22 protein-coding genes are annotated in these 22,915 nt (G+C 66.0%); 8 read left to right on the top strand and 14 right to left on the bottom strand.

Going from position 1 to position 22,915, the window contains the following annotated elements; translation table 11 throughout:
* The 5 genes from AC5P8J_RS14380 to AC5P8J_RS14360 all read right to left on the bottom strand — a co-directional run bounded on the left by AC5P8J_RS14380 (position 1) and on the right by AC5P8J_RS14360 (position 3,815).
* Positions 1-249: an acyl carrier protein gene (locus tag AC5P8J_RS14380; RefSeq protein ID WP_057496711.1), complete on the bottom strand. Its 249-nt coding sequence runs from the start codon at positions 247-249 to the stop codon at positions 1-3.
* Positions 246-1,007 (bottom strand): GNAT family protein, encoded by a 762-nt coding sequence (locus AC5P8J_RS14375; RefSeq protein ID WP_057496710.1) that lies wholly within the window; start codon positions 1,005-1,007, stop codon positions 246-248. Before AC5P8J_RS14375 ends, AC5P8J_RS14380 begins: the two co-directional genes overlap by 4 nt.
* Complete coding sequence (locus AC5P8J_RS14370) at positions 1,004-1,975, bottom strand: glycosyltransferase family 2 protein (protein ID WP_057496709.1); 972 nt, start codon at positions 1,973-1,975, stop codon at positions 1,004-1,006. Before AC5P8J_RS14370 ends, AC5P8J_RS14375 begins: the two co-directional genes overlap by 4 nt.
* 155 nt (positions 1,976-2,130) lie before the next feature.
* Entirely contained in the window at positions 2,131-3,069 is a 939-nt protein-coding gene (locus AC5P8J_RS14365) for an electron transfer flavoprotein subunit alpha/FixB family protein (RefSeq protein WP_459389724.1), read from the bottom strand.
* The gene (locus AC5P8J_RS14360; RefSeq protein WP_019660968.1) at positions 3,069-3,815 is read right to left on the bottom strand and encodes an electron transfer flavoprotein subunit beta/FixA family protein; all 747 of its coding nucleotides are present in this window, start codon (positions 3,813-3,815) and stop codon (positions 3,069-3,071) included. The genes AC5P8J_RS14365 and AC5P8J_RS14360 overlap by 1 nt, the downstream gene beginning before the upstream one ends.
* Positions 3,816-4,078: 263 nt before the next feature.
* On the opposite strand from AC5P8J_RS14360, the gene rfbB reads away from it, so the two are divergent.
* From rfbB to rfbD, 4 genes are read left to right on the top strand one after another with little or no spacing between them, the layout of a single operon-like run.
* Positions 4,079-5,134 (top strand): dTDP-glucose 4,6-dehydratase, encoded by a 1,056-nt coding sequence (rfbB, locus tag AC5P8J_RS14355; protein WP_057496706.1) that lies wholly within the window; start codon positions 4,079-4,081, stop codon positions 5,132-5,134.
* A gap of 14 nt (positions 5,135-5,148) precedes the next feature.
* Entirely contained in the window at positions 5,149-6,036 is an 888-nt protein-coding gene (gene rfbA / locus AC5P8J_RS14350; RefSeq protein ID WP_021202693.1) for a glucose-1-phosphate thymidylyltransferase RfbA, read from the top strand.
* Positions 6,033-6,605, top strand: coding sequence for a dTDP-4-dehydrorhamnose 3,5-epimerase (rfbC, locus tag AC5P8J_RS14345; RefSeq protein ID WP_057496705.1), 573 nt, complete (start codon positions 6,033-6,035; stop codon positions 6,603-6,605). Before rfbA ends, rfbC begins: the two co-directional genes overlap by 4 nt.
* Positions 6,602-7,495, top strand: coding sequence for a dTDP-4-dehydrorhamnose reductase (rfbD, locus tag AC5P8J_RS14340; RefSeq protein ID WP_019660972.1), 894 nt, complete (start codon positions 6,602-6,604; stop codon positions 7,493-7,495). The genes rfbC and rfbD overlap by 4 nt, the downstream gene beginning before the upstream one ends.
* 75 nt (positions 7,496-7,570) lie before the next feature.
* On the opposite strand, the gene AC5P8J_RS14335 is transcribed toward rfbD, so the two are convergent.
* From AC5P8J_RS14335 to AC5P8J_RS14325, 3 genes are all read right to left on the bottom strand, one after another.
* Complete coding sequence (locus AC5P8J_RS14335; protein ID WP_495216880.1) at positions 7,571-8,974, bottom strand: mannose-1-phosphate guanylyltransferase/mannose-6-phosphate isomerase; 1,404 nt, start codon at positions 8,972-8,974, stop codon at positions 7,571-7,573.
* 12 nt (positions 8,975-8,986) lie between these two features.
* A complete protein-coding gene (locus AC5P8J_RS14330; protein ID WP_019660974.1) occupies positions 8,987-10,333 on the bottom strand; it encodes a phosphohexomutase domain-containing protein in 1,347 nt (448 codons plus the stop codon).
* A 97-nt stretch (positions 10,334-10,430) separates the two neighbouring features.
* Positions 10,431-13,061 (bottom strand): DEAD/DEAH box helicase, encoded by a 2,631-nt coding sequence (locus AC5P8J_RS14325; RefSeq protein WP_495216884.1) that lies wholly within the window; start codon positions 13,059-13,061, stop codon positions 10,431-10,433.
* 158 nt (positions 13,062-13,219) lie between these two features.
* Between AC5P8J_RS14325 and AC5P8J_RS14320 the strand changes: the two genes are divergently transcribed.
* Both AC5P8J_RS14320 and AC5P8J_RS14315 read left to right on the top strand, forming a co-directional pair.
* Entirely contained in the window at positions 13,220-13,951 is a 732-nt protein-coding gene (locus AC5P8J_RS14320) for a CoA transferase subunit A (RefSeq protein WP_049434964.1), read from the top strand.
* Position 13,952: 1 nt separating this feature from the next.
* Positions 13,953-14,585: a CoA transferase subunit B gene (locus AC5P8J_RS14315; RefSeq protein ID WP_111103787.1), complete on the top strand. Its 633-nt coding sequence runs from the start codon at positions 13,953-13,955 to the stop codon at positions 14,583-14,585.
* 40 nt (positions 14,586-14,625) lie between these two features.
* Here AC5P8J_RS14315 and AC5P8J_RS14310 read toward each other — a convergent pair whose 3' ends face one another.
* Positions 14,626-16,674, bottom strand: coding sequence for a glycoside hydrolase family 99-like domain-containing protein (locus tag AC5P8J_RS14310; protein ID WP_134731779.1), 2,049 nt, complete (start codon positions 16,672-16,674; stop codon positions 14,626-14,628).
* 118 nt (positions 16,675-16,792) lie between these two features.
* On the opposite strand from AC5P8J_RS14310, the gene AC5P8J_RS14305 reads away from it, so the two are divergent.
* Positions 16,793-17,380 carry an alpha-ketoglutarate-dependent dioxygenase AlkB family protein gene (locus tag AC5P8J_RS14305; protein WP_021202700.1) on the top strand — a complete coding sequence of 196 codons (588 nt, stop codon included), beginning with the start codon at positions 16,793-16,795 and terminating at the stop codon, positions 17,378-17,380.
* 4 nt (positions 17,381-17,384) lie between these two features.
* Here the strand turns inward: AC5P8J_RS14305 and AC5P8J_RS14300 are convergent, their stop codons facing one another.
* The 4 genes from AC5P8J_RS14300 to AC5P8J_RS14285 are packed head-to-tail and all read right to left on the bottom strand — an operon-like array spanning position 17,385 to position 20,903.
* On the bottom strand, positions 17,385-18,026 hold the full coding sequence (locus AC5P8J_RS14300; protein ID WP_021202701.1) for an ABC-type transport auxiliary lipoprotein family protein: 642 nt from the start codon (positions 18,024-18,026) through the stop codon (positions 17,385-17,387).
* Positions 18,023-18,949, bottom strand: coding sequence for an MlaD family protein (locus AC5P8J_RS14295; RefSeq protein WP_019660980.1), 927 nt, complete (start codon positions 18,947-18,949; stop codon positions 18,023-18,025). The genes AC5P8J_RS14300 and AC5P8J_RS14295 overlap by 4 nt, the downstream gene beginning before the upstream one ends.
* A 3-nt stretch (positions 18,950-18,952) precedes the next feature.
* Entirely contained in the window at positions 18,953-19,780 is an 828-nt protein-coding gene (locus tag AC5P8J_RS14290) for an ABC transporter ATP-binding protein (RefSeq protein ID WP_021202702.1), read from the bottom strand.
* 1 nt (position 19,781) lies between these two features.
* The gene (locus AC5P8J_RS14285; RefSeq protein ID WP_019660982.1) at positions 19,782-20,903 is read right to left on the bottom strand and encodes an ABC transporter permease; all 1,122 of its coding nucleotides are present in this window, start codon (positions 20,901-20,903) and stop codon (positions 19,782-19,784) included.
* Positions 20,904-20,995: 92 nt separating this feature from the next.
* Here AC5P8J_RS14285 and AC5P8J_RS14280 point away from each other — a divergent pair, with 92 nt between their 5' ends.
* Positions 20,996-22,255 (top strand): threonine/serine exporter family protein, encoded by a 1,260-nt coding sequence (locus AC5P8J_RS14280; RefSeq protein ID WP_019660983.1) that lies wholly within the window; start codon positions 20,996-20,998, stop codon positions 22,253-22,255.
* A 109-nt stretch (positions 22,256-22,364) separates the two neighbouring features.
* Here AC5P8J_RS14280 and AC5P8J_RS14275 read toward each other — a convergent pair whose 3' ends face one another.
* Positions 22,365-22,748, bottom strand: coding sequence for an H-NS histone family protein (locus tag AC5P8J_RS14275; RefSeq protein WP_010480700.1), 384 nt, complete (start codon positions 22,746-22,748; stop codon positions 22,365-22,367).
* Between the last annotated feature and the right edge of the window lie 167 nt (positions 22,749-22,915).

Raw genomic sequence — 22,915 nt, 5'->3', positions numbered from 1 at the left:
TCAGACAGCAGCGCCGTGCTTGCGCAGGATTTCACGCGCCTTGCCGACCGAGCTCATGTCGATCACTTCGTCCATGTCGATCATGACGTTGAACGCTTCTTCCAGTGCGGCGACCACGGACATGTGCGCGATCGAATCCCACTGCGGAATGGTGTTGTAACGCAGTTCGTCAGTCACCTGGGAGGCATCGATGCCCAACACGCGGGCGAACACGGCTACAACCTGGTCTTCGTTGCTGGAGTTGCTCATAGGAATTTCCGGAACCCGTTAAGAGATGAATTGAATTGGAAGCCAAGCCGGGCATACAGATTGATGATGCCGGTATTGGCGGCGGACACCAGCGTCGTGCAGCGCTGGATATCCCTGGAAGCCAGCGATTGCAGGGCCGTGACCCATAGCGGCATGGCCAGCATGGCGTACGGCGCGGCTGCACCGGTCAGCAGCAGCTCTGCCCTGTGCTCGTCGGCGAAGACTCGTTCTGCATGGAAGCCAATGACACGGCCGCGTGATTCCGCGGTTTGGACCAGCTGGGCGTTGACCAGGTCCTCGATCCAGTTGGCGGTGCGAAGACGTGCGTGTGCAGGGTCGATGGCAGGGTCTTCCAGAAAACGGCCATGCCCGAAGTCGTCGGCGGCGATGGACCGCAGCAACGGAATGTCCGCAGCAACCGCCGGCCGCAGCGTAGGCAGCATCCCGCGCGGGACCGCAGGCAGTTGCCCCATGCCGCTGCGTGACACGGTCAGTGACGTTTCAACAAACTGGAAACCACAGCCAAGCACCGCAGCACGCAACGCATGCGCATTGGCATCGATGCGACCGAACAGGTAGTGGACGCCCTGCTGCCTGGCCCAGGCCTGGGCCTGGTCCAGCATTGCGGCCGCCTGGTCCGTGGTGGCCGCATCCAAACGGACGATCTCGGCAGTGGTGCAGCCCAGCGCACGCTCATCCCAGGGCGTCAGGCGCGCCTCGACCACGCTGCCGCCTGCCTGCAGAGACAGGTGGCTCATGGAGCTTCTCCGCGAACGGTCGTTTCAGAGACGATGTAGTAGGGGCGCCGTTGCACATTGCGGAAGACCTGGCCGACGTACAGCCCCACAACGCCCATGGAGAACATCATCAAGCCGCCAATCAGCCAGATTGCGGCGATGATCGAGGTGTAACCCGCAACCTGGATGTCGCCGTCCCACCATCGCCAGATGCTGATGGCCACCATGACGAAGGCGACCAGCGCGCAGAACATGCCAGTGCCGGCCACCATGCGCAGCGGCTTCTCCGAGTAACCCAGGGCGATGTTCATGGCCAGCCGCAACAGGCGCCGCAGGGTGTAGGACGATTCACCCTCTGCGCGCTGCTGGTGGCGTACGGGAAGCTTGCCCGTGCGGAAGCCGGCCCATTTCACCATCAGCGGGAACGAGCGATCACGTTCCGGCATTGCACAGACCGCGTCGATGACCTTGCGGTGGAAAATGCCGAAATTGGCCGTGGAAGGGTCCTGCGGAACGCCGGTCAGCCAGCCCAGCACCGCAAAGAACCCCCACGACGAGAGGCGCTTGAGCGGGGTGTCCATGCGCTGTATCCGCTGCGCGAACACGGCTTCAAACTGCTCATCCACCGCCTTGCGGTACAGGCCGGGAATTTCTGCAGGAACATCCTGCAGGTCGCAATCCATGACGACCGTCCAACGGCCCTGGGCATGCTCGATGCCGGCTGAAATGGCCGAGTGCTGCCCGAAATTTCGCGAGAGCTTCAGGCCCTTGAGCCAAGGCCGGCTGGCGGCCAGCTCCTGGATGCGCGGCCATGCGCCGTCAGGGCTGGCGTCGTCGACCAGGATCATCTCGAACGACACGCCCATGGATCCTGCCGCAGCCTGGACTTGATCGACGAGATCTTCCAGGCACCCTTTACAGCCATAGACAGGCGCGACGACCGACAGTTCGACCGGCGGCTGCGGAGGGGAAGGCGGAACAGCGGTCATGGAGTGGTGGGCCTCGGCGCTATCTTCAGGGAAATCGGATCCATCGCGCCGGCGCATCCGCCTGCAGGGGGTAAATCCGACAACGGAAGAGTATAGACGCCCGGGCAGGGTCCGGCATGACGGCGGCGGCGCAGGCGCCGCCGCCGTCGCTTGAGTCAGAGCGCCTTTTCCAGCTCCGGCAGGATCGCAAATAGATCCCCAACCAAGCCGATATCGGCAATCTCAAAGATCGGCGAATCCGGATCCTTGTTGATCGCCACGATCGTACCGGCGTCCTTGATGCCGGTCAGATGCTGGATCGCACCGCTGATGCCCACCGCCACATACAGCTCCGGGGCGATGATCTTGCCGGTCTGGCCCACCTGCAGGTCGCTGGGCACGTAGCCGGCATCGACCGCGGCGCGCGAGGCACCGACGGCGGCGCCGAGCTTGTCGGCCAGCTGGAAGATGACCTTGAAGTTCTCTTCCGAACCGACGCCGCGGCCACCGGAGACCACGCGCTTGGCGCTCTGCAGGTCCGGGCGGTCGCTGGCACCGGCGGCCAGGCCGATGAAGCGGGTGTGGCTCGGCAGGGCAGCATCGACGCTGGCCGCTTCAATGGCGGCACTGCCGCCCTGGGCGGCTTCCGGCCACGACGCGGCGCGTACGGTGGCGACCACGATCTGGTCGGCGGGGGCTTCCACGGTGATGATCGCGTTGCCGGCGTAGATCGGGCGCTTGAAGGTGTGGCTGCCTTCGACGGTCATCAGGTCGGAGACTTGGTTGACGCCCAGCAGGGCGGCCACGCAGGGCATCAGGTCCTTGCCGAAGGTGGTCGACGGGCCGAACACGTGGGTGTAGCCCTTGGCCAGCTGCGCGATCTGCGGCGCCAGCACCTGGGCGATGGCCTGCGCGTTGGCAGCGTTGGCCACGGTCAGAACCTTGGCGACGCCAGCGATCTTCGCGGCCTCAGCGGCAACGGCGGCCGGGTCGGCGGCCAGCACCAGCACGTCGATGCTGGCACCGCTGATGGCGGCAGCAGCGCTTACGGTCTTGGCGGTGGCGGCGTTGAGCTTGCCGTCGTGGTGTTCGGCGATGACGAGAATCCTGCTCATTACAGCAACCCCTTCTGCTTGAGTGCGGCCACCAGTTCAGCCGCGTCCTTGACCATCACACCCTTGCTGCGCTTGGACGGCGCGGCATACTGGGTGGTCTTGAAGGTATCGGCGGCTTCAACGCCCAGATCGGCCAGCTGCAGGGTCTCCAGCGGCTTGGCCTTGGCCTTCATGATGTCCGGCAGCTTGATGAAGCGCGGCTCGTTCAGGCGCAGATCGGTGGTGACCACTGCCGGCAGGTCCACTTCCAGCGTTTCCAGGCCGGCGTCGACTTCGCGGGTCACCGTGGCCTTGCCATCAGCAATCTCCAGCTTGCTGGCGAAAGTCGCCTGCGGGCGGCCCCACAGCGTGGCCAGCATCTGGCCAGTCTGGTTGGCGTCGTCGTCGATGGCCTGCTTGCCCAGGATCACCAGGTCCGGCTGTTCCTTCTCGATCAGCTTGAGCAGGGTGCGTGCGGCTGTCAGCGGCTGGATGGCCTGGTCGGTAACGACGTGAATGGCGCGATTGGCGCCCATGGCCAGGCCGTTGCGCAGGTGCGCCTGGGCATCGGCCGGGGCGATGGTGGCGACCACCACTTCGCTGGCAATGCCCTTGTCGCGCAGGCGCAGGGCTTCTTCCAGGGCGATTTCATCGAAGGGATTGGGGGACAGCTTGACGCCGTCGGTGACCACGCCGGAACCGTCCGGCTTGACCTGAATGCGGACGTTGTAGTCCACCACGCGCTTGTACGCGACGAGGATTTTCATCTGGTACGGGGTCCTTCAATAACTGGGGAGAACGTCCGGTCCTCGCACAGCAACCGGTTCGGGGGTGGGATCCCGATTCTAGCTGGCTTGAGCGGACCATGCGAATGCGTATGGTTATGCTGCGGTGCGGCATGGCTCGTGTGAATCGAGTGCTTCGTTCACGTCACGCAGGCAGTCGTGAAGACGAACCACATGTATCCTGTGCCGCTGTGTCGGGCGCTTCATAGCGCCCCTTGGATGAATTTCGATCAGGAGAACAGGTAGTGCCCACATGGCTTGTCACCGGCGGCGCCGGATTCATTGGCGGTAACTTCGTTCTCGAGGCCGTCGCGCGCGGCGTCAAGGTCATCAACCTCGATGTGCTGACCTATGCCGGCAACCTGAAGACCCTGTCCAGCCTGGACGGCAACCCCAACCACGTGTTCGTGCAGGGCGACATCGGCGACCGTGATCTGGTCGCCCGCCTGCTGGCCGAGCACCAGCCGGACGCTGTGCTGAATTTCGCTGCCGAAAGCCATGTCGATCGTTCCATCGACGGCCCGGGCGCCTTCATCCAGACCAATGTGGTGGGCACCCTGGGGCTGCTTGAAGCGGTCCGCGATTACTGGAAGGCGTTGCCGGCCGAGCAGGGCGCGGCCTTCCGCTTCCTGCATGTGTCCACCGATGAGGTGTATGGCACCTTGGGTGAGACCGGCAAGTTCAGCGAAACCACCCCGTATGCGCCCAATTCGCCGTACTCGGCGTCCAAGGCGGCTTCGGACCACCTGGTGCGTGCGTTCCACCACACCTACGGGTTGCCGGTGCTGACCACCAACTGCTCCAACAACTATGGCCCGTACCACTTCCCGGAGAAGCTGATCCCGCTGGTGATCGCCAAGGCGCTGGCCGGCGAGCCGCTGCCGGTGTACGGCGATGGCAAGCAGGTGCGCGACTGGCTGTTCGTCTCCGACCACTGCGAGGCGATCCGCACCGTGCTGGCCAAGGGCCAGGTCGGCGAGACCTACAACGTGGGCGGCAACTCGGAAAAGCAGAACATCGAAGTGGTGCAGGCCATCTGCGCACTGCTGGACCAGCGCCGCCCGCGTGCGGACGGCCAGCCGCGCAGCAGCCAGATCACCTACGTCGCCGACCGCCCCGGCCATGACCGCCGCTATGCGATCGATGCCTCCAAGCTGAAGAACGACCTGGGCTGGGAACCGGCCTACACCTTCGAGCAGGGCATCACCTTCACCGTCGACTGGTACCTGGACAACCAGGAATGGGTCAACGGCGTGCTGGACGGCAGCTACCGCCTGCAGCGCATCGGCACCGCGGCCTGAACCCAGGAGACACCATGACCCAGCGCAAGGGCATCATCCTCGCCGGTGGCTCCGGCACCCGGCTGTATCCGATCACCAAGGGCGTCAGCAAACAGCTGTTGCCGGTGTATGACAAGCCAATGATCTACTACCCGCTCAGCGTGCTGATGCTGGCGGGCATCCGTGAAGTGCTCATCATCAATACCCCGCACGAACAGGCGTTGTTCCAGCAGTTGCTGGGCGATGGCTCGCAGTGGGGCATGGACATCCAGTACGCCGTGCAGCCCAGCCCCGATGGGCTGGCCCAGGCGTATCTGATCGGCCGCGACTTCGTGGCCGGCAAGCCAAGCTGCCTGGTGCTGGGTGACAACATCTTCCACGGCCACGGCCTGCGCGAGGTGCTCAAGCGCGCCGATGAGCGCACCGACGGTGCCACCGTGTTCGGCTACTGGGTGAATGATCCGGAACGCTACGGCGTGGCTGAATTCGACAAGAGCGGCAAGGTCATCGACCTGGTCGAGAAGCCGGAGAATCCGCGTTCGAACTATGCGGTGACCGGCCTGTACTTCTATGACGGCAATGCCAGCGCGCATGCCGCCGACCTGAAGCCGTCGCCCCGTGGCGAACTGGAGATCACCGATCTCAACAAGCGCTACCTGGCCGAAGGCAACCTGCATCTGGAAGCACTGGGCCGCGGCTATGCCTGGCTCGATACCGGCACCCACCAGTCGCTGCTGGAAGCGTCCAACTTCATCGAGACCATCCAGACCCGGCAGGGCCTGCAGGTCTGCTGCCCGGAGGAAATCGCCTTCGGCCAGGGCTGGATCAACGCCGAACAGCTCGAAGCGCTGGCGGCGCCGCTGATCAAGAATGGCTACGGCCAGTACCTGCACAAGCTCGCATTGCGTGGAGTTGTTCCGTGAAAGTGATTGAAACCAAGTTGCCCGGTTGCGTGGTGATCGAGCCGGCGGTGTTTGGCGATGCCCGCGGCTATTTCTTCGAGACCTGGAATGCCGAGCGCTTTGCCGCGCTGGGCCTGCCGGATCGCTTCGTTCAGAGCAACGTGTCGACGTCAGCGCAGGGTGTGCTGCGTGGCCTGCATTACCAGTGGCCGCGCCCGCAGGGCAAGCTGGTCAGCGTGCTGGAAGGCGAGGTCTATGACGTGGCCGTCGACATCCGTCGCGGCTCGCCGACCTTCGGCCAGTGGGAAGCGGTGGTGCTGAGTGCGGAGAACAAGAAGCAGTTCTGGATTCCGGAAGGCTTCGCCCACGGTTTCGCCGTCCTGTCCGAGCGCGCGGTGTTCAGCTACCTGTGCACCGAGGTCTACCTGAAGGACTTCGACGCCGGCGTGCGCTGGAACGATGCGGATATCGCCGTGGACTGGCCAGTCAGTGCACCGACGTTGTCGGCCAAGGACGAGAATGCGCCGTTCCTGAAGGACATCGCTGAAGACCGCCTTCCGGTCTACACCGCCGCCCAGGGCGCGCCATGACCGTGCTGGTGTTCGGTGGCAACGGCCAGGTCGGCCAGGAGCTGCTGCGCGCGCTGGCGCCGCTGGGCAAGGTGGTCGCGACCACCCGCAGCGGCACTCTGCCGGATGGCAGCGCCTGCGAAACCGCCGATTTCGGCCAACCTGAAAGCCTGCCAGCCCTGCTGGACCGTCTTCAGCCGTCGGTGGTGGTGAATGCTGCGGCCTATACCGCCGTTGATCGTGCCGAGCAGGATGTGGAAGCTGCGTTTGCGGCCAACGCGCAGGCGCCTGGCATGATCGCGCGTTGGTGTGCGGCCCATGGCGTGCCGTTCGTGCATTACTCCACCGACTATGTGTTCGATGGTCAGGGCACCGCGCCGTACCGCGAGGACGAGCCGACCGCGCCGCTGGGTGTGTATGGCACCAGCAAGCGCGATGGTGAGGATGCAGTACGCGCGGCCGGCGGTCGCCACCTGATCTTCCGCACGGCCTGGGTGTATGCCTCGCATGGGGCAAATTTCCTGCGCACCATGTTGCGCGTCGGCGCCGAGCGCGACCAGCTGCGTGTGGTGGCCGACCAGGTCGGTACACCGACGCCGGCCGCGTTGATCGCTGATGTTACTGCGCAGGCGCTGCGGCATCCGGGCCAACTGTCCGGTACCTGGCACCTGACCGCCAGCGGCCAGACCAGCTGGCATGGGTTCGCCGAAGCGATCTTCGCCGAAGCGCTGGTTACCGGCGTGTTGGCGAAGGTGCCGGCGGTCGAGGCGATTCCCAGTTCCGAGTATCCGACCCCGGCCAAGCGCCCGGCCTGGTCGGTGCTGGACAACCGCAAGCTGCAGCAGGATTTCAGCATCGTACTGCCGAGTTGGCAGGATGGCCTGAAGCGGGTGATGGCGGAGATTGCCTGACCCGGCAGGCGGCGTGCCGACCGACGGTCGGCACCCACCCCGACCAACGGTCGGTCGCCTCCAGCGGGCGCCGGGTCAGCTGCGCCCGTAGGTATCCTCGAAGCGCACGATGTCGTCCTCGCCAAGGTAGCTGCCGGACTGCACTTCGATCAGTTCCAGCGGCAGCTTGCCCGGGTTGCACAGGCGATGGGTCACGCCCAGTGGGATGTACGTGCTCTGGTTTTCGCTGAGCAGGATCACTTCGTCGCCGCGGGTCACTTCCGCGGTGCCGCTGACCACGATCCAGTGCTCGGCGCGGTGATGATGCATCTGCAGGCTGAGTGTGCCGCCGGGCTTGACCGTGATGCGCTTGACCTGGAAGCGTGCACCATTGTCGATTGAATCGTACGCGCCCCACGGGCGGTAGACCTTGCGATGCCACGTGGCCTCGCTGCGGCCTTCGGACTTCAGCTGACCGACAACGGTCTTGACCTCCTGCATGCGGTCGGCCCTGCCGACCAGCACCGCGTCGTCGGTCTCGACGACAATCACGTCATCCAGGCCGACCAGTGCCACCAGGCGCCGTGCATAGGCATAGGTGTTGCGGCAGTCGATGGCGATCACATCGCCCTGATGGGCGTTGCCATCGCCGTCCTGCTGCGAGACATCGCGCAGGGCTGTCCACGAGCCGACATCGTTCCAGCCGGCGTCCAACGGAATCACCACGGCGTCGGCGGTTTTTTCCATCACGGCATAGTCGATGGAATCAGAGGGAACGGCGGCGAAGGCGTCCTTGTCCAGGCGGGTGAAATCCGAATCGCGGCGGGCCTGCTGCCAGGCCTGGCGGCTGCCGGCCAGCATGCCGGGCTGGAAGCGCTCCAGTTCCTGCAGGTAGCGCGAGGCCTTGAACAGGAACATGCCGCTGTTCCAGTAATACTGGCCGCTGCTGACGTAACCGCTGGCGGTCTGGAGGTCGGGCTTTTCGACAAAGCGCTCGACCGCACGCAGACCCTGCCCATCGGCGGCCTTGATATAGCCGTAGCCGGTTTCCGGACCGGTCGGCACGATGCCGAAGGTCACCAGCTTGCCGGTTTCGGCGGCACTGGCGGCGGCCTGCACGGCGCTGCGGAAGGCGGCTTCGTCGGTGATCACATGGTCCGAGGGCAGCACCAGCAGCAGCGCATCGGCGCCGTCGCGGGTGGCTTCCAGGGCTGCGACCGCGATTGCCGGCGCCGTGTTGCGGCCAACCGGTTCCAGGATGATGGCCGCCGGCTCGGCGCCGACCTGCTGCAGCTGCTCGGCAGCGACAAAGCGGTGCTCCTCGTTGGCGATCACCAGCGGGCCATGCGCGGCGATCGGCGCCACCCGTTTCCAAGTGGCCTGCAGCATCGTCAGTTCGCCCGCCAACGGCAGGAACTGCTTCGGGTACGCCTCGCGCGACAGCGGCCACAGGCGGGTCCCGGAGCCACCGGACAGAATGACGGGCTGGATGATGCTCATGGTCGTCCTTGATTACTGCTGGATTAGGCGGGAAATTTCGTCGGTACGCGCCTGCATCAGCGCGGCGTCACCACGGGCTTCGACATTCAGGCGCAGCAGCGGTTCGGTGTTGGAGCTGCGCAGGTTGAAGCGCCAGCCGCCGAAGTCGGCACTGATGCCGTCGGTGTGATCCAGTACCGGTGATTGCGCCGCGAAGTGCTCCATCACGCGGGCCACGGCAGCCTTGGCATCGGCCACCTTGAAGTTGATCTCGCCACTGCACGGATAGGCCGCCATGCGGTCTTCGACCCACTCGGCCAGTGAGCGGCCGCTCTCGGAGATCAGCTGCGCGATCAGCAGCCACGGGATCATGCCGGAGTCGGCATAGGCGAACTCGCGGAAATAGTGGTGGGCGCTCATCTCGCCACCGTACACGGCGTCTTCGGCGCGCATCTTTTCCTTGATGAAGGCATGGCCGCTCTTGCACTGCACCGGCACACCGCCCGCCTGTTCGACCATATCCACGGTGTTCCAGACCAGGCGCGGGTCATGCACGACCTTGCCGCCGGGATTGCGTGCCAGGATCGCCTTGGCCAGCAGACCGACCAGGTAGTAGCCCTCGATGAAGCGGCCGGTGTGGTCGAAGAAGAAGCAGCGGTCGAAGTCACCGTCCCAGGCAATGCCGAAATCGGCACCGTGTTCACGCACCGCATCGGCGGTGGCGGCGCGGTTCTCCGGCAGCAGCGGGTTGGGAATGCCGTTGGGGAAGCTGCCGTCCGGTTCGTGGCAGATGCGGATGAACTCGAACGGCAGGTGCGGGGCCAGCAGGTCGACGATCGCGCCCGCGCCGCCGTTACCGGCATTCACCACCAGCTTCAGCGGCTTGAGCCTGCTGGCATCGACATAGCTGAGCAGGTGCTGGATGTAGGCGCTCTTGTCGTGCTGGGCAACCTGCCCGGCACGCGGCGGCTGGGCCTCGGACGTATCGGCGGAAACCGCGTCGGAGATTGCGAACAGGCCGGTATCGGAGCTGATCGGCCGGGCATTCTCCTTGACCAGCTTCATGCCGTTGTAATCCATCGGGTTGTGGCTGGCGGTGACCATCACGCCGCCGGCCGCGCCCAGATGGTCGGTCTGGAAATAGACTTCTTCGGTGCCGCACAGGCCGATGTCGATCACCTCGCGCCCGGTACCACGCAGGCCGGTGGCCAGTGCATCCTGCAGCGCCGGGCTGGTCAGGCGCACATCGTGGCCGAGGACCACTGGACCTGGAGCGAGCTGCGCGGCCAAGGCGACGCCGATGCGGCGGGCCAGGTCTTCGTTCAGTTCTTCCGGCACACGGCCGCGGATATCGTAGGCCTTGAAGGCGGGCAGGGGCATCGATCAGTTCCTTTGTGAGCTCAGTCCCCAATTGTAGTCCCAGTCATGTATGGGAATCGTTTCCATCGGGGAACGCCACCTGACTGGCGTCCGGAGGTCAGCTCCGCGTCGACCGCTTGCCCGCTTTGCGCAAACGCTTGCCGGGCAGGCCCGGCAACGGCGCCAGCAGCGCCTGCACGTCTTCTTCGCTGAAGCGTGGCCCCGTAGCGCCGCCGCCTTCGAGAATGGCGTCGGCCAGCGTGGCCTTGCGCTCCTGCAGCTCGGCAATCCGTTCTTCGATGCTGCCTGCGGCGATCAGCCGGTAAACGAACACCGGCTGCTGCTGGCCGATGCGATGGGCGCGATCGCTGGCCTGGTTTTCGGCCGCCGGATTCCACCACGGGTCGAAGTGGATGACGGTATCGGCGGCGGTCAGGTTCAACCCGACGCCACCTGCCTTCAGGCTGATCAGGAATACCGGCACCTCGCCCTGCATGAAGCGCTGCACCGGCGTGGCCCGGTCCTGGGTGTCGCCGGTCAGGGTCACATAGGCCAAGCCCAGCTGATCCAGTGCCTGCGCGATCAGCGAGAGCATGCCGGTGAACTGGGAGAACAGCAGGATGCGCCGGCCTTCCTCGACCATCGACGGCAGCATCTCGCGCAGCAGGTCCAGCTTGGCTGAGCCCGCATTGCGCGCCGGGGCATCACCAGGCAGCAGGCGCGGATCGCAGCAGACCTGGCGCAGCTTCAGCAACGCATCCAGTACCACGATGTGGCTGCGCGCCAGCCCGCTGCCGCTGATGGCTTCGCGCACCTGCTTTTCCATCGCTGCGCGCACGGTTTCATAGAGATCACGCTGGCCGCTCTCCATTTCCACCGCGCGGGTAATGACGGTCTTGGGCGGAAGCTCTGACGCCACCTGGTCCTTGCGCCGGCGCAGTATGAACGGACGCAGCCGTTGCGCCAGCAAGGTGGCGCGGCGGTGGTCGCTGCCACGTTCGATCGGATGGCGCCAATGCTGGTTGAACTGTTTCTCGCTGCCTAGCAGGCCGGGCAGCAGGAAGTCGAACTGCGTCCACAGTTCGCCCAGGTGGTTTTCCAGCGGCGTGCCGGTCAGGCACAGCCGGTGGCGCGCCTGCAGCGTGCGCAGGGTGATGGCCGCGCGTGACTTCGGATTCTTCACCTGCTGGGCTTCATCCAGAATCAGCAGATGGTAGGTATGTGCCTGCAGCGCCTGCTCGTCGCGCCACAGCAGAGGGTAGGTGGTCAGTACAAGGTCGTGCCCGGGAATCGCCTCGAACAGCGTTTCACGTGTCGGCCCGTGCAGGGTCAGCACGCGCAGGCCCGGGGTGAAGCGTGCCGCTTCGCTCTGCCAGTTGTGCAGCAGCGAAGTGGGCACCACCAGCAGCGTCGGACGGTCCAGGCGACCGGCTTCCTTCTCGACCAGCACATGCGCCAGCGTCTGCACGGTTTTGCCCAGGCCCATGTCATCGGCCAGCACGCCCCCCAGGCCCTGCTGGCGCAGGTACTGCAGCCACGACAGGCCTTCGCGCTGATAGGGACGCAGTGTTGCCACCAGCCCTGCCGGCGGCGGCACTTCGCCCAATGCGGGTGCCTGCATCAGCCGCTGCACCAGTGCCTGGGTGTCCTTGCGCCCGCGGAACTGCAGGCGCGCCGTGTCCTGCAGCGCCTGCAGGCGGCCACGGTCATGCACAGACAGGCGCAGCGGCGCGCCACGCTGGGCGAACAGATCCGTCAACAGGGCCATGATCGGTTTCAGTCGTGCGGCCCGCAATGCCAGGCGCGTGTTGTCGCCCGCCGTCAACAGGATGTTCTCATCATCGCCGATGGCGTCCAGCTGGCCACGCATCCAGCGGGGATCGGACTGCAGCACCTGCTGCAGCAGCGGAACCATCGACACGTTGCGGCCTTCCACCTGGATGTCCAGGCCCAGGTTGAACCAGCCCGCATCCGCCGGGTCCGCCTGGATGTCCAGGTCGATCTCATCCACCCGGGTGATGCGATGGCGGAAATCGTCGTCGGTCTCTACCTTCCAGCCCAAGGCTTCCAGGCGCGGTACGTCGTCCAGCAGGAACCGTGTCCAGTCATGGGTGCGCAGCTGGAACTGAGGTCCTGCGCCCTCCAATGGCGCCCGCGGCGCCGTGTCGCGATGCAGTCCCACCGTGCGCAGCTCGGCCTCGCGCCGTGATTCCTCGGCCAGGTCGCGGGGCAGCAGCGCAAGCTGGCCCTCCGGATCGTGGGCGAACAGGCTCGGATCATCCAGGAACCGCACGTGCTCGTCGTATTCGAAGGCCACGGTGGCGATATCGGCCCATTGCGAAGGGTCGCGTGGGCCGAGCCACGGCGGACGGAACTCGACCGTGTGCAGGCGCAGGACGGGGGTCATCGAACGGATCAGCAGCGTTGGCAGCGTGCTGCTGTCGTCGGGCATGGGGGGCGTATGGTCGATCTGCTGCAGCATCTGCGCCAGCACAGCCGCCACGTGCATGCAGTCGTGGCCGAGCGGGCAGGAACACCGGTTGCGCAGCAGGCTGCGCGGATGGCGAAGACTGGCGGCCAGGTCGATCTCCACCCGGTAGGAGTACTTGGCCGGGATCTTTACCTCAGCGACCAGAATGTCACCGAACAGACGCATGCTATGGACTTCCGACAGGCCATGGTCGCTCATTTCCAGCGTCCGGCCTTCCATCCAGCGGAGCAGGTCTTCTTCGGTGTAGGTATGGGCCATCAACGAGGGTGGGGCGGGCACGGGGCCGGCCATTGGCAGGGGAACCCGGCATTCTACGGAACCCTGTGCGATGCCCGTGCAATGCTGCGGCGCATCCAGGCCCTTCGCCGCCCTCCAGCTAGAATGCGGTCATCCTCAACGTGCAGGGTAGTACAGCAATGCAGCAATCGACTTCCACCGGCAAGCGCAGCAAGCGTTTCGCCAGTGCGGCGGAGGCCCTGCAAGGGGTGGTCGCCGATGGCCAGACGCTGGCCGTGGGCGGCTTCGGCCTGTGTGGCATTCCCGAGGCCCTGATCGCCGCGCTGCGCGACAGTGGCGCCAAGGGCCTGACCGTGATCTCCAACAATGCCGGGGTCGATGGTTTCGGTCTGGGCCAGCTGCTGGAAACCCGGCAGATCAAGAAGATGATTTCGTCCTATGTGGGCGAGAACAAGGAGTTCGAGCGGCAGTTCTTGGCCGGCGAGCTCGAGCTGGAATTCAACCCGCAGGGCACCCTGGCCGAACGCCTGCGTGCCGGCGGCGCAGGCATTCCGGCGTTCTTCACCGCCACCGGCTATGGCACAGTGGTGGCCGAAGGCAAGGAAACCCGCGAGTTCGACGGCAAGCACTACGTGATGGAAACCGCGCTGCGCGCCGATGTGGCACTGGTCAAGGCCTGGAAGGCCGACGAGGCCGGCAACCTGGTGTTCCGCAAGACCGCGCGCAACTTCAACCCCGCCTGTGCGATGGCCGGCAAGGTCTGCATCGTGGAAGTGGAAGAGGTGGTGCCGGTGGGTGCCATCGATCCGGACCAGGTGCACCTGCCGGGCATCTACGTGCACCGCATCGTGCACAACCCGCATCCTGAGAAGCGTATCGAACAGCGCACCATCCGCGCGGAGGGCAACTGACATGGCGTGGACCCGCGATGAGATGGCGGCGCGTGCCGCCCGCGAACTGACCGATGGTGCCTACGTGAACCTGGGCATCGGCCTGCCGACCCTGGTCGCCAACCACATCCCCGAAGGCGTGGACGTGTGGCTGCAGTCGGAGAACGGCCTGCTGGGCATCGGGCCGTTCCCGACCGAAGCCGAGGTCGATGCCGACCTGATCAATGCCGGCAAGCAGACCGTCACCGCGCGTGCCGGTGCCAGCTACTTCGGCAGCCACGACAGCTTTGCGATGATCCGTGGCGGTCACGTCAATCTCGCCATCCTCGGCGCCATGCAGGTCACCGACAAGGGCGACCTGGCCAACTGGATGGTGCCCGGCAAGATGGTCAAGGGCATGGGCGGCGCGATGGACCTGGTGGCCGGCGTGCAGCGCGTGGTGGTGTTGATGGAGCACACCGCCAAGAACGGTGAGCACAAGATCCTGGCCGAATGCACGCTCCCGCTGACGGGTGTTGGCGTGGTCGACCGGATCATCACCGACCTGGCGGTGTTCGACGTGACTGACAAGGGCCTGCTGCTGGTGGAGGCCGCGCCGGGTGTCAGTGATGACGAGCTGAAGGAAAAGACCGGCGTCGCATTCCAGCGCGGCTGATCGATACGGGCAAGGGGGGCGCGTTGTGCCCCCTTCAACGTCAGCCGCGTCGGGCGTAGGCGTACTCGTCGCTGCTGGCATCGGCCTCGCCGAGGCAGGCTGCGGCCGTCGCGACGCGCAGTCCAGCGTGTTCGCAGCAGGCACCCAGTACACGTTCAATGGCGTGGGCCAGCGTTCCATCGATCTGGCCCTGCTCGATGTCGAATGCGCTGCGATACAGGTGCGCGTCCAACAATGGGCGCAGGGCCTGCAGCCGCCACCAGCCCATACTGCCGGCGCCGAATAGACTGGTGTCCACGGGCTTTTCCAGTCCAAGGCGCGCCTGCAGCCGTGCCAGTAGGGGGGCATTGCCACCGACGAATTCGGCAACGGGAAGCAGATGCCCTTCGGCGACCACCATGCCCAGGGCGGGGTCGGCCTGGAATGCGGCATGGATGCGTGCGGCACGTCCTCCCCGGACCAGCCGTTGCAGTAGTTCCTGCCGCCACTGATCGCCATCTGTGCGATGGGTCGAGCGCTTCGTGTGCAGTTTCAGCACGACGTCGTGGCCCGTCTGCAGCAACCGCTCGGCAACTTCCAGGAACGGAAGTATGTCGCGACCGTGGTTGTCGACGGCCACGACCTCACCCTCAAGCCCATGCGCCGCCAAGGCCTGCCGGACCTGATCCATCTGCTGCACCGGGGTGGTCACCACGATTGCCCACTCCAGTGCGGCCTCGCGCAGTGCGGTCAACACTTCCGGCAGCGTTTCCAGATACCAGGCGTGCAGATGCACTGCCGGTACCAGGCAGGAGGGCGGTGCTGGCACCAGAGCATCGCGCGTGGCCTGCAGCCAGGCATGCCCCAGCCGCGCATCCGGTTCCAGCACCGCACCTTCGGCCCATTCGTTCCATGCGTTTATGAACACCAGTCGCTGCGCCGGCGGTGCTGCGGAGAGGCGTTCATGGATCGTGGTGCGCAGCCAATCGCGGTAGCCACGCGGAGAGGCGTGCAGGTAGACGCGGCCACGACCGGAACGACGAGCCTCGTTGTCCCAGCCGGGGTTCACGCCGGGGTACAGCGGATAGTCCGGCAGCGGCCGCGCCGCGATGTCCGTGGCCAGTTCGCGCCAGTCGCGGACATCGCCATTGAAATCTGGATTGAGCAGCCACTGTTGCGCCGACAACGAGCGTGGGTTGCTCATGTTCGGCGGGAATTCGACAGCGGCATCGAAGCCGATGTCGCGCGGGTCGGGGCGTTCGAAGCCCTGCACATAGGCCAGGTGGATCTCGCCTACACCGTTGTCGCGGCACCAGCGGCGCCAGCGCTCGGCGGTGGCGCGTGCATCGGGCAGCAGGTTCGGGCGGTAGACCAGCAGCATGGGCCGGCCATCGACCTTCAGCGCACGGCGATCGCGCAGGTACGGCGCCACGTGGGTGATGAAGGCCAGGTCGTCGGCGGCGCTGTGCTGCTGGCCGATCAGGATGTCGTCGTCGCGGCCATCCCAGCGGCGTGCCCAGTTTTCATTGGCCCAGCACAGGCAGAACGGCAGTTCGATGCTGTCGTCGGCCAGCCATTGGCGCAGCGGGTCTTCCATCAGCGTGCGGCCGCTGAACCAGTAGTAATAGAAGCAGAACGCGCCGATGCCATGCTCGGCGGCAAGCCGCGCCTGGTCACGCATCACCTGCGGGTTGCGCAGGTCATAGAAACCCAGATCGGCCGGAAGCCGCGGTTGGATGTGGCCTTCGAACTGTGGCAGCGCGCGGGTGACGTTGCGCCATTCGGTGAACCCCTTGCCCCACCATGTGTCATTCTCGGGGAAGGTGTGGAACTGTGGCAGGTAGAACGCGACCAGTGTGGCGGGCATCGGATCCGGCAGCGCAGCCTTCTGGTGCGGGCGGTAGCCGATCGCGGCCTCGTCGGCGCGCCAGCGGAGTTGCGCACTGGCCCGTGTAGCACCCGCGTCCTGCTGTCCCTTTGGCGGCGAGGGTACCCAGTCGCCGTGCCGTGCCAACAGCCGTGTGCGCAACCGGTCGCGCTGCGCCTGCGGCAGCGGCAAGGCCCGGAACACGGCGCGCAGCAACGGGAACAGCAATTGGCGCAGGCTCATCGGATGGGGCCCCGACAAGTCAGGCAATCGGATGGTATCGGCATCTGGGAAACAGTCATGGGGCCATTTTCGACGCTGCTGGCCACGACGGCAAACGCCGGCGTGCTAGCGTGTGGCCATGCTGTTCCCCTACGACCTGCCCGGTGCCGACGTCCAGCTCCTGCCGGGCTGGCTGGCTGCGGCCGATGCCGACCGGCTCGTGTCCACACTGCAGGCCGAAGTTCCGTGGGAGGTCCATCGCATCCGCATGTTCGGCAACTGGGTGGATTCGCCAAGGCTGAGCTGCTGGATTGGCGATCCGCAGGCGCGCTACCGCTATTCCGGGGCTGAATTCGTGCCGCACCCATGGCCACCGGCGTTGCAGGCCGTGCGTGAGCGCTTGCAGGCAGAAGGCTTCGGCCACTTCAACAGCGTACTGCTGAACCGCTATCGCGGCGGCGGCGACTACATGGGATGGCACAGCGATGACGAGCCGGAGTTGGGTCCGGCCCCGGTGATTGCGTCGCTGAGTCTGGGCGCATCGCGTCGATTCCTGCTGCGCCGGCGCGATGATCCGGCGCGCAAGGCCGAGTACCTGCTCGGCCATGGCGATCTGCTGGTAATGGCGGGGCAGACGCAGAGGTTCTACCAGCACGCGCTTCCGAAGATGGCGCGGGTGCAGGGTGAGCGGATCAACCTGACGTTCCGCTGGATTGCGCCGCGCTGATCGATCAGCGCGCGACGTTAGGCTGGTCGGCCTGCCCGCTCACCAGTGTCCACCCCACCACATCCTGCGCCAGCTGCTGCAGGCCACGTTCGAACGCCGCGGTCACCGCCGGTACGTCGGTGCTGCCGACCGGCTGCGCCTGGCGGAACGTACGGTCGGCCACCACGCGCTGGTCGGCGACGTGGATCAGTTTGGCGTTGACCTCGATCACCACGGTCGGCGTGGCCTGGCCCTGGTAATCCGATTCGAAGCGGCGCACGTCGGTGGACAGCTTGTAGTCGGCACGGATGCCGGCGGTGCTGCGCGCCACGCCGCGGATGCGCCCGGAATCCTCGAAGCCGCGCAGCAGGGTGTCCTCGATCATGTCGGTGGCCGGCTGTGCCCAGCTGGCGCCCTTGTAGATTTCCATCTGCGAAGGCGTCGGCCGCACATTGATGCGCGGGCTGTCGACCAGGCGTGCGGCGCTCGGCTTGGCCAGTACCAGCTGCCAGCTGGCCTGTGGCCACGCCGGGTCGGCCTTCACCTGCACCGAGGGCGAGTACAGCGTCACTGCGGTTTTCTCGCTGCTGCCAAGGATGGAGCAGCCGCCCAGCAGGGCGACCATCGAAGCGGCCAGCAGCAGGCGCGGAAGGGGGGGCGGGCTCATTTGGGTTCGAACTCCTTCGGTGCGTCGCGGCCCAGCAGGTAGCGCGCGGGGTTGTTCTCGAGGCGGTCGCTGACCCGGCGCAGGTCGCGGATCAGGCCGCGCAGTTCGGTCAGCGTCGGGCCGAGCTGACCGAGGCCATCATTGGCGAAGCTGTTGATCGCGGCGCGGTTCTCGCCAAGGATCGAATCGGCGTTGCCGGCGGCCGAGTCGAGCTTGGCCAGGGTGGCATCGAGCTTGTCGATGATGCCCGGCAGCTGCTGCACCAGGTTCCTGTCCAGGCGCTCGATGGTGCCGTTGGTGGTCTTCAGCGTGGTGTCCAGGCTGCGGGCGGCATCGCGCGCGCTGAGCAGCAGCGCCTGGGTACCCTGGTCGCGGTCGGCCAGGCCACCGCTGATGGTCTCCAGGTTGGCCAGCGTGGCGTTGATCGAGGCTACATTGCGGTCGCTGAGGATCTGGTCCATGCGCTCGACGATGCGGTTGGCAACATCGGTGATGTTCTGCAGCGCCGACGGCGTGGTCGGTATGATCGGTGCCGGATCCTTGTTGACCGTGGTCAGCGCCGGCGACTGCGGCGTACCGCCGCTGAGCTGGATGATCGACGGGCCGGTGAGGCTGGTGATCGCCAGCTTGGCGCGGGTATCGGTCTTGACCGGCGTGGTCGAGTTCAGGCGGATGCGTGCGACCACCTGGCGCGGGTCGTCCGGCACCAGGTTCAGTTCGACGATCGACCCGACCGCGATGCCGTTGTACTGCACCGGGCTGCCCACCGACAGGCCGGTCACCGCCTCGCGGAACACCACGCGGTATTCCTGCCAGGTGCGGTCGGAAGAGTACTTGGCCGCCCACAGGCCGAACGCCAGCAGGGCCAGGCCGGTGATCAGGGTGAACGCGCCGATCAGCACGTAGTTGGCTTTGGTTTCCATGGCTCAGGCACTCTCGATCTGTTCGCCACGCGCGGCGCGCGCGCGGGGTCCGTGGAAGTATTCCTGGATCCACGGATGATCCAGTTTCTCGATTTCCGGGAGGGGGGCGTTGGCAACGACCCTGCGGTCGGCCAGCACGGCCACGCGGTCGCAGATGGCGTACAGGGTGTCCAGGTCGTGGGTGATCAGGAACACGGTCAGCCCCAGCGCTTCCTGCAGGGTCTTGATCAGTCGGTCGAACGCGGCCGCGCCGATCGGGTCGAGGCCGGCGGTGGGTTCGTCCAGGAACAGCAGCGGCGGGTCCAGCGCCAGCGCCCGGGCCAGGCCGGCGCGCTTGCGCATGCCGCCGGACAGCTGCGAGGGCAGCTTGTTGATCGCGTCGGCGGGCAGGCCGGCCAGCTTCACCTTCAGCAGTGCCAGCTCGTAATGCCAGCGCTCGGGCAGTTCGCGGTGGTGTTCCTTCAGCGGCACCTGCACGTTCTCGCCCACGGTCAGTGACGAAAACAGTGCGCCGTCCTGGAACAGCACGCCGGTGTTGCGTTCGATGTGCAGGCGGCTCTCGGCGTCGTCGGCACGCGCGTCGCGGCCCAGCACTTCGATCTGGCCTTCGTCGGGCGTGCGCAGGCCCAGGATGGAGCGCATCAGCACCGACTTGCCGGTGCCGGAGCCACCGACCACGCCCAGGATCTCGCCGCGACGCACGTCCAGGTCCAGGTCTTCGTGCACGGTCTGGCTGCCGAAACGGTTGACCAGGCCGCGCACGCGGATGGCCAGCTCGTGGCCGTCGTCGTCCTGCATGGGAATGTCTTCGGGCGTCGGATGCGTGCTCATGTCACCAGCCCATGTGCATGAACCACAACGCCGCGAAAGCGTCGATGATGATCACCAGCGAGATCGTCTGCACCACGCTGGAAGTAGTGCGTTCGCCTACCGACTGTGCCGTGCCTTCGACCTTCAGGCCTTCCAGGCAGCCGATCAGGCCGATCACCAGCGCGAATACCGGCGCCTTCGACAGGCCGACCAGCATGTGCCGCACCTCCATGGTCTCGTGCATGCGCGCGATGTACATCTGCGGCGGGATGTCGAGGTCGAACGCACCGACGGTGACGCCGCCGGCCAGGCCGGCGATCATCGCGATGAAGGTCAGCAGGGGCAGGGTGACCAGCAACGCCAGCAAGCGAGGCAGCACCAGCAGGTCGACCGGGTCCAGGCCCAGCGTGCGCATCGCATCGATTTCCTCGCGCGCCTTCATCGCGCCGATCTGTGCGGTGAAGGCGCTGGCGGTACGGCCGGCCAGCACGATCGCGGTCAGCAGCACCGCGAACTCGCGCAGGAAGGCGATGTTGACCAGTTCGACCACGTAGATCTCGGCGCCGAAGTCGCGCAGGATGGTCGAGCCGAGGAAGGCGATCACCGCACCGACCAGGTAGGACAGCAGTGCCACCAGCGGCACCGCATCCAGCCCGACCTGCTCCATCTGGTGCACGGTGGCGGTAAGGCGGAAGCGGCGCGGTTCCTTGACCAGGCGGGCCGCCTTGACCAGGTTCTCGCCGAGGAAACTGCACAGCGCCTTGATGTTGTGGCCGGTGGCATGGACGCTGACACCCAGCCGCTCCAGTGCCGCCAGCACGCCGAAGTCGCGCTTGGGCTTGGGCCGGTCGTCGGCGACTTCCTCGATGGTGCACACCAGCGCCTGGTGATCCGCGCGGAACTTCAGTGCGTCTTCGCCGAGGTCGGCGCGATGGGCCACGCGCAGCACCTGCAGCACGCCGGCCGAATCCATCTTCTCGATGGCGGTGGCATCGATGCCGGTCAGCGTGTCAGGAACGCCACGCAGGACCTCGGCCGCGGCCAGCGCGGTCTTCAAGGTCCAGGTGCCGGACAGGCGGATCACGCCCGGATCATGGGCGTCCTGTTCGAGCTGGGGGGCGTGGTTCGGGGTCACTTGGGCCATTCCGGTCGCAGCATAACCGTTCTGTATTGGCCATCGCGTCGAACTCGGATGAATTTCTCCGGTCAGGCCCCGCCTAGGTAATACTACGGCGCATGTCCGCAGATGCTCACACGATCCCCACGCCCCAGGCCACCTACGCGCAGCGGGTGGCCTTCGTTTCCGAGATCGCCGGACGCCTGCACAGCTATGGCACCACGGCCCAGCGCCTGGAAACGGCGGTGGTGGCACTGGCTCGCCAGCTCGACCTGGATTGTGAACCGTGGTCGAACCCCACCGGCATCATCCTCAGCTTCAGCGATCCGGCGCAGGCGATCGGCTCCAGTGACATCACCCGGGTGATCCGCCTGGCGCCCGGCGAGAACGACCTGCACAAGCTCAGCGTCGCCGACCATATTGCCGAAGAAGTGGCCAACGGCCGGATGAGCATCGCCCAGGGCCACACCGCGCTGCGCCAGCTGGACAAGGATCCGGGCCGGCGCGGCAAGCTGCGCACGATCCTCTCGTTCACCCTTGGCGCGGCCGGCGTGGCCGGCATGTGGAAGCTGCCGTGGCTGGACATTGCGACCGCCGGTGTCATCGGCCTGATGATCGGCCTGCTCGGCATGGTCACCGACCGTCGCCCGGCCACCCGCGAAGCCGCCGAGGCACTGGCCGCGCTGTTGGCCGGCCTGGTCGCCACCCTGGTTGCGTCCTTTATTGGTGCGCTCAACCTCAACACGGTGATCATCGCCTCGCTGGTGGTGCTGCTGCCCGGCATGTCGCTGACCAATGCGGTCAACGAACTGGCCAGCCAGCACTGGGTATCGGGCACCGCGCGCTTTGCCGGCGCGCTGACCACCATCATGAAGCTCAGCGTCGGCGCGATGATCGCGGTGACCCTGGCCGACGTGCTCGGCCTCGACCCGGTGATCCGCGCGGCTCGGCCGCAGGGGCCGTGGGTGGAGTGGGGCTCGCTGCTGACCGCGGCATTCGCGTTCGCGATGCTGTTCAAGGCCAATCGTCGCGACTATCCGTGGGTGATTGCCGCCTCGGTGGCCGGTTATGCGATCTCCAAGTTTGGCGGCCACGCCTGGGGCGCGCCGGCCGGCATCTTCCTGTCGGCGATGCTGCTGACGGCCGGTGGCAATCTGTTCGGTCGTCTGGTCGGGCGTCCGGGCGCGATCATCCGCCTGCCCGGCATCATCATGATGGTGCCCGGCAGCACCAGCCTGCGCGGTGTGCTGACCCTGGTCCAGCAGCAGGACGTGGGCGCCGGCCAGAGCGTGTTCCTTACCGTGCTCAACGTGGTGATGGCACTGGTGGCCGGCCTGCTGTTCGGCAATCTGCTGATGCCCGCCCGCAAGACTCTGTAGAGCCGAGCCCATGCTCGGCTTCGGATATGGATAGCCGAGCGTGGGCTCGGCTCTACAAACAAAAAACGCCGGCTTTCGCCGGCGTTTTTCATTGCATCCCGATCCGGCCTCAGGCCTTCTTGATCAGGAAATCTTCCGGCTTCTTGTTGCCCTTGGCAGTCAGCTCAGCCATCCAGCGCGGCTGCTTGCCACGGCCGGTCCAGGTTTCCTTGGGGTTGGCCGGGTTGCGGTACTTCGGGGCAACCTTGCCCAGCTTGCGGCCGGCGGTCTTCGACGGGGCCTTGGCGGCCGGAGCGGCCTTGCGGGCACGCGTGGCCGGGGCGCTGCCGAACAGTTCTTCGATGGTGTAACCCTCGGTCTTGGCCAGCTTGGTCAGCTGGGCCCGGACCTTGGTGATCGGCCGGCGCTTGGCGACGATGGTCTGCTGCTTCTTGGCGGTACGGATCAGGGCGCCCAGCTCGCGTGCTGACAGGCCGGTCAGGTCAATGCTCATTTACGGTTACTCCGGAAACTAATGTGTGGACGGGACAAGCCAGTCCATGGCGTCGGCGGACAGAATAGAGATGAATTAATCACAGCACAAATGCAGGCGGGTCATGGCGTGGCGGCATGCAGGCGCCGTCGCGGTGATTTTGACCGGATTATGTCCGCTGCAATATC

This window comes from Stenotrophomonas sp. YJH_SMC_37, from assembly GCF_059370035.1.
Note: the sequence above shows the minus strand (reverse complement) of the source record. Positions and strands in the feature narration are given on the sequence as shown.

What these genes read in the sequence shown, in the direction of transcription:
- AC5P8J_RS14290 (WP_021202702.1), bottom strand. Translation starts at nt 19,780, where the DNA reads ATGAGCACGCATCCGACGCCCGAAGACATTCCCATGCAGGACGACGAC.
- AC5P8J_RS14310 (WP_134731779.1), bottom strand. Translation starts at nt 16,674, where the DNA reads ATGAGCCTGCGCCAATTGCTGTTCCCGTTGCTGCGCGCCGTGTTCCGG.
- rfbD (WP_019660972.1), top strand. Translation starts at nt 6,602, where the DNA reads ATGACCGTGCTGGTGTTCGGTGGCAACGGCCAGGTCGGCCAGGAGCTG.
- AC5P8J_RS14320 (WP_049434964.1), top strand. Translation starts at nt 13,220, where the DNA reads ATGCAGCAATCGACTTCCACCGGCAAGCGCAGCAAGCGTTTCGCCAGT.
- AC5P8J_RS14380 (WP_057496711.1), bottom strand. Translation starts at nt 249, where the DNA reads ATGAGCAACTCCAGCAACGAAGACCAGGTTGTAGCCGTGTTCGCCCGC.
- AC5P8J_RS14275 (WP_010480700.1), bottom strand. Translation starts at nt 22,748, where the DNA reads ATGAGCATTGACCTGACCGGCCTGTCAGCACGCGAGCTGGGCGCCCTG.
- rfbA (WP_021202693.1), top strand. Translation starts at nt 5,149, where the DNA reads ATGACCCAGCGCAAGGGCATCATCCTCGCCGGTGGCTCCGGCACCCGG.
- AC5P8J_RS14330 (WP_019660974.1), bottom strand. Translation starts at nt 10,333, where the DNA reads ATGCCCCTGCCCGCCTTCAAGGCCTACGATATCCGCGGCCGTGTGCCG.
- AC5P8J_RS14335 (WP_495216880.1), bottom strand. Translation starts at nt 8,974, where the DNA reads ATGAGCATCATCCAGCCCGTCATTCTGTCCGGTGGCTCCGGGACCCGC.
- AC5P8J_RS14325 (WP_495216884.1), bottom strand. Translation starts at nt 13,061, where the DNA reads ATGGCCCATACCTACACCGAAGAAGACCTGCTCCGCTGGATGGAAGGC.
- AC5P8J_RS14375 (WP_057496710.1), bottom strand. Translation starts at nt 1,007, where the DNA reads ATGAGCCACCTGTCTCTGCAGGCAGGCGGCAGCGTGGTCGAGGCGCGC.
- AC5P8J_RS14295 (WP_019660980.1), bottom strand. Translation starts at nt 18,949, where the DNA reads ATGGAAACCAAAGCCAACTACGTGCTGATCGGCGCGTTCACCCTGATC.
- AC5P8J_RS14365 (WP_459389724.1), bottom strand. Translation starts at nt 3,069, where the DNA reads ATGAGCAGGATTCTCGTCATCGCCGAACACCACGACGGCAAGCTCAAC.
- AC5P8J_RS14305 (WP_021202700.1), top strand. Translation starts at nt 16,793, where the DNA reads ATGCTGTTCCCCTACGACCTGCCCGGTGCCGACGTCCAGCTCCTGCCG.
- AC5P8J_RS14315 (WP_111103787.1), top strand. Translation starts at nt 13,953, where the DNA reads ATGGCGTGGACCCGCGATGAGATGGCGGCGCGTGCCGCCCGCGAACTG.
- AC5P8J_RS14360 (WP_019660968.1), bottom strand. Translation starts at nt 3,815, where the DNA reads ATGAAAATCCTCGTCGCGTACAAGCGCGTGGTGGACTACAACGTCCGC.
- AC5P8J_RS14285 (WP_019660982.1), bottom strand. Translation starts at nt 20,903, where the DNA reads ATGGCCCAAGTGACCCCGAACCACGCCCCCCAGCTCGAACAGGACGCC.
- AC5P8J_RS14300 (WP_021202701.1), bottom strand. Translation starts at nt 18,026, where the DNA reads ATGAGCCCGCCCCCCCTTCCGCGCCTGCTGCTGGCCGCTTCGATGGTC.
- AC5P8J_RS14280 (WP_019660983.1), top strand. Translation starts at nt 20,996, where the DNA reads ATGTCCGCAGATGCTCACACGATCCCCACGCCCCAGGCCACCTACGCG.
- AC5P8J_RS14370 (WP_057496709.1), bottom strand. Translation starts at nt 1,975, where the DNA reads ATGACCGCTGTTCCGCCTTCCCCTCCGCAGCCGCCGGTCGAACTGTCG.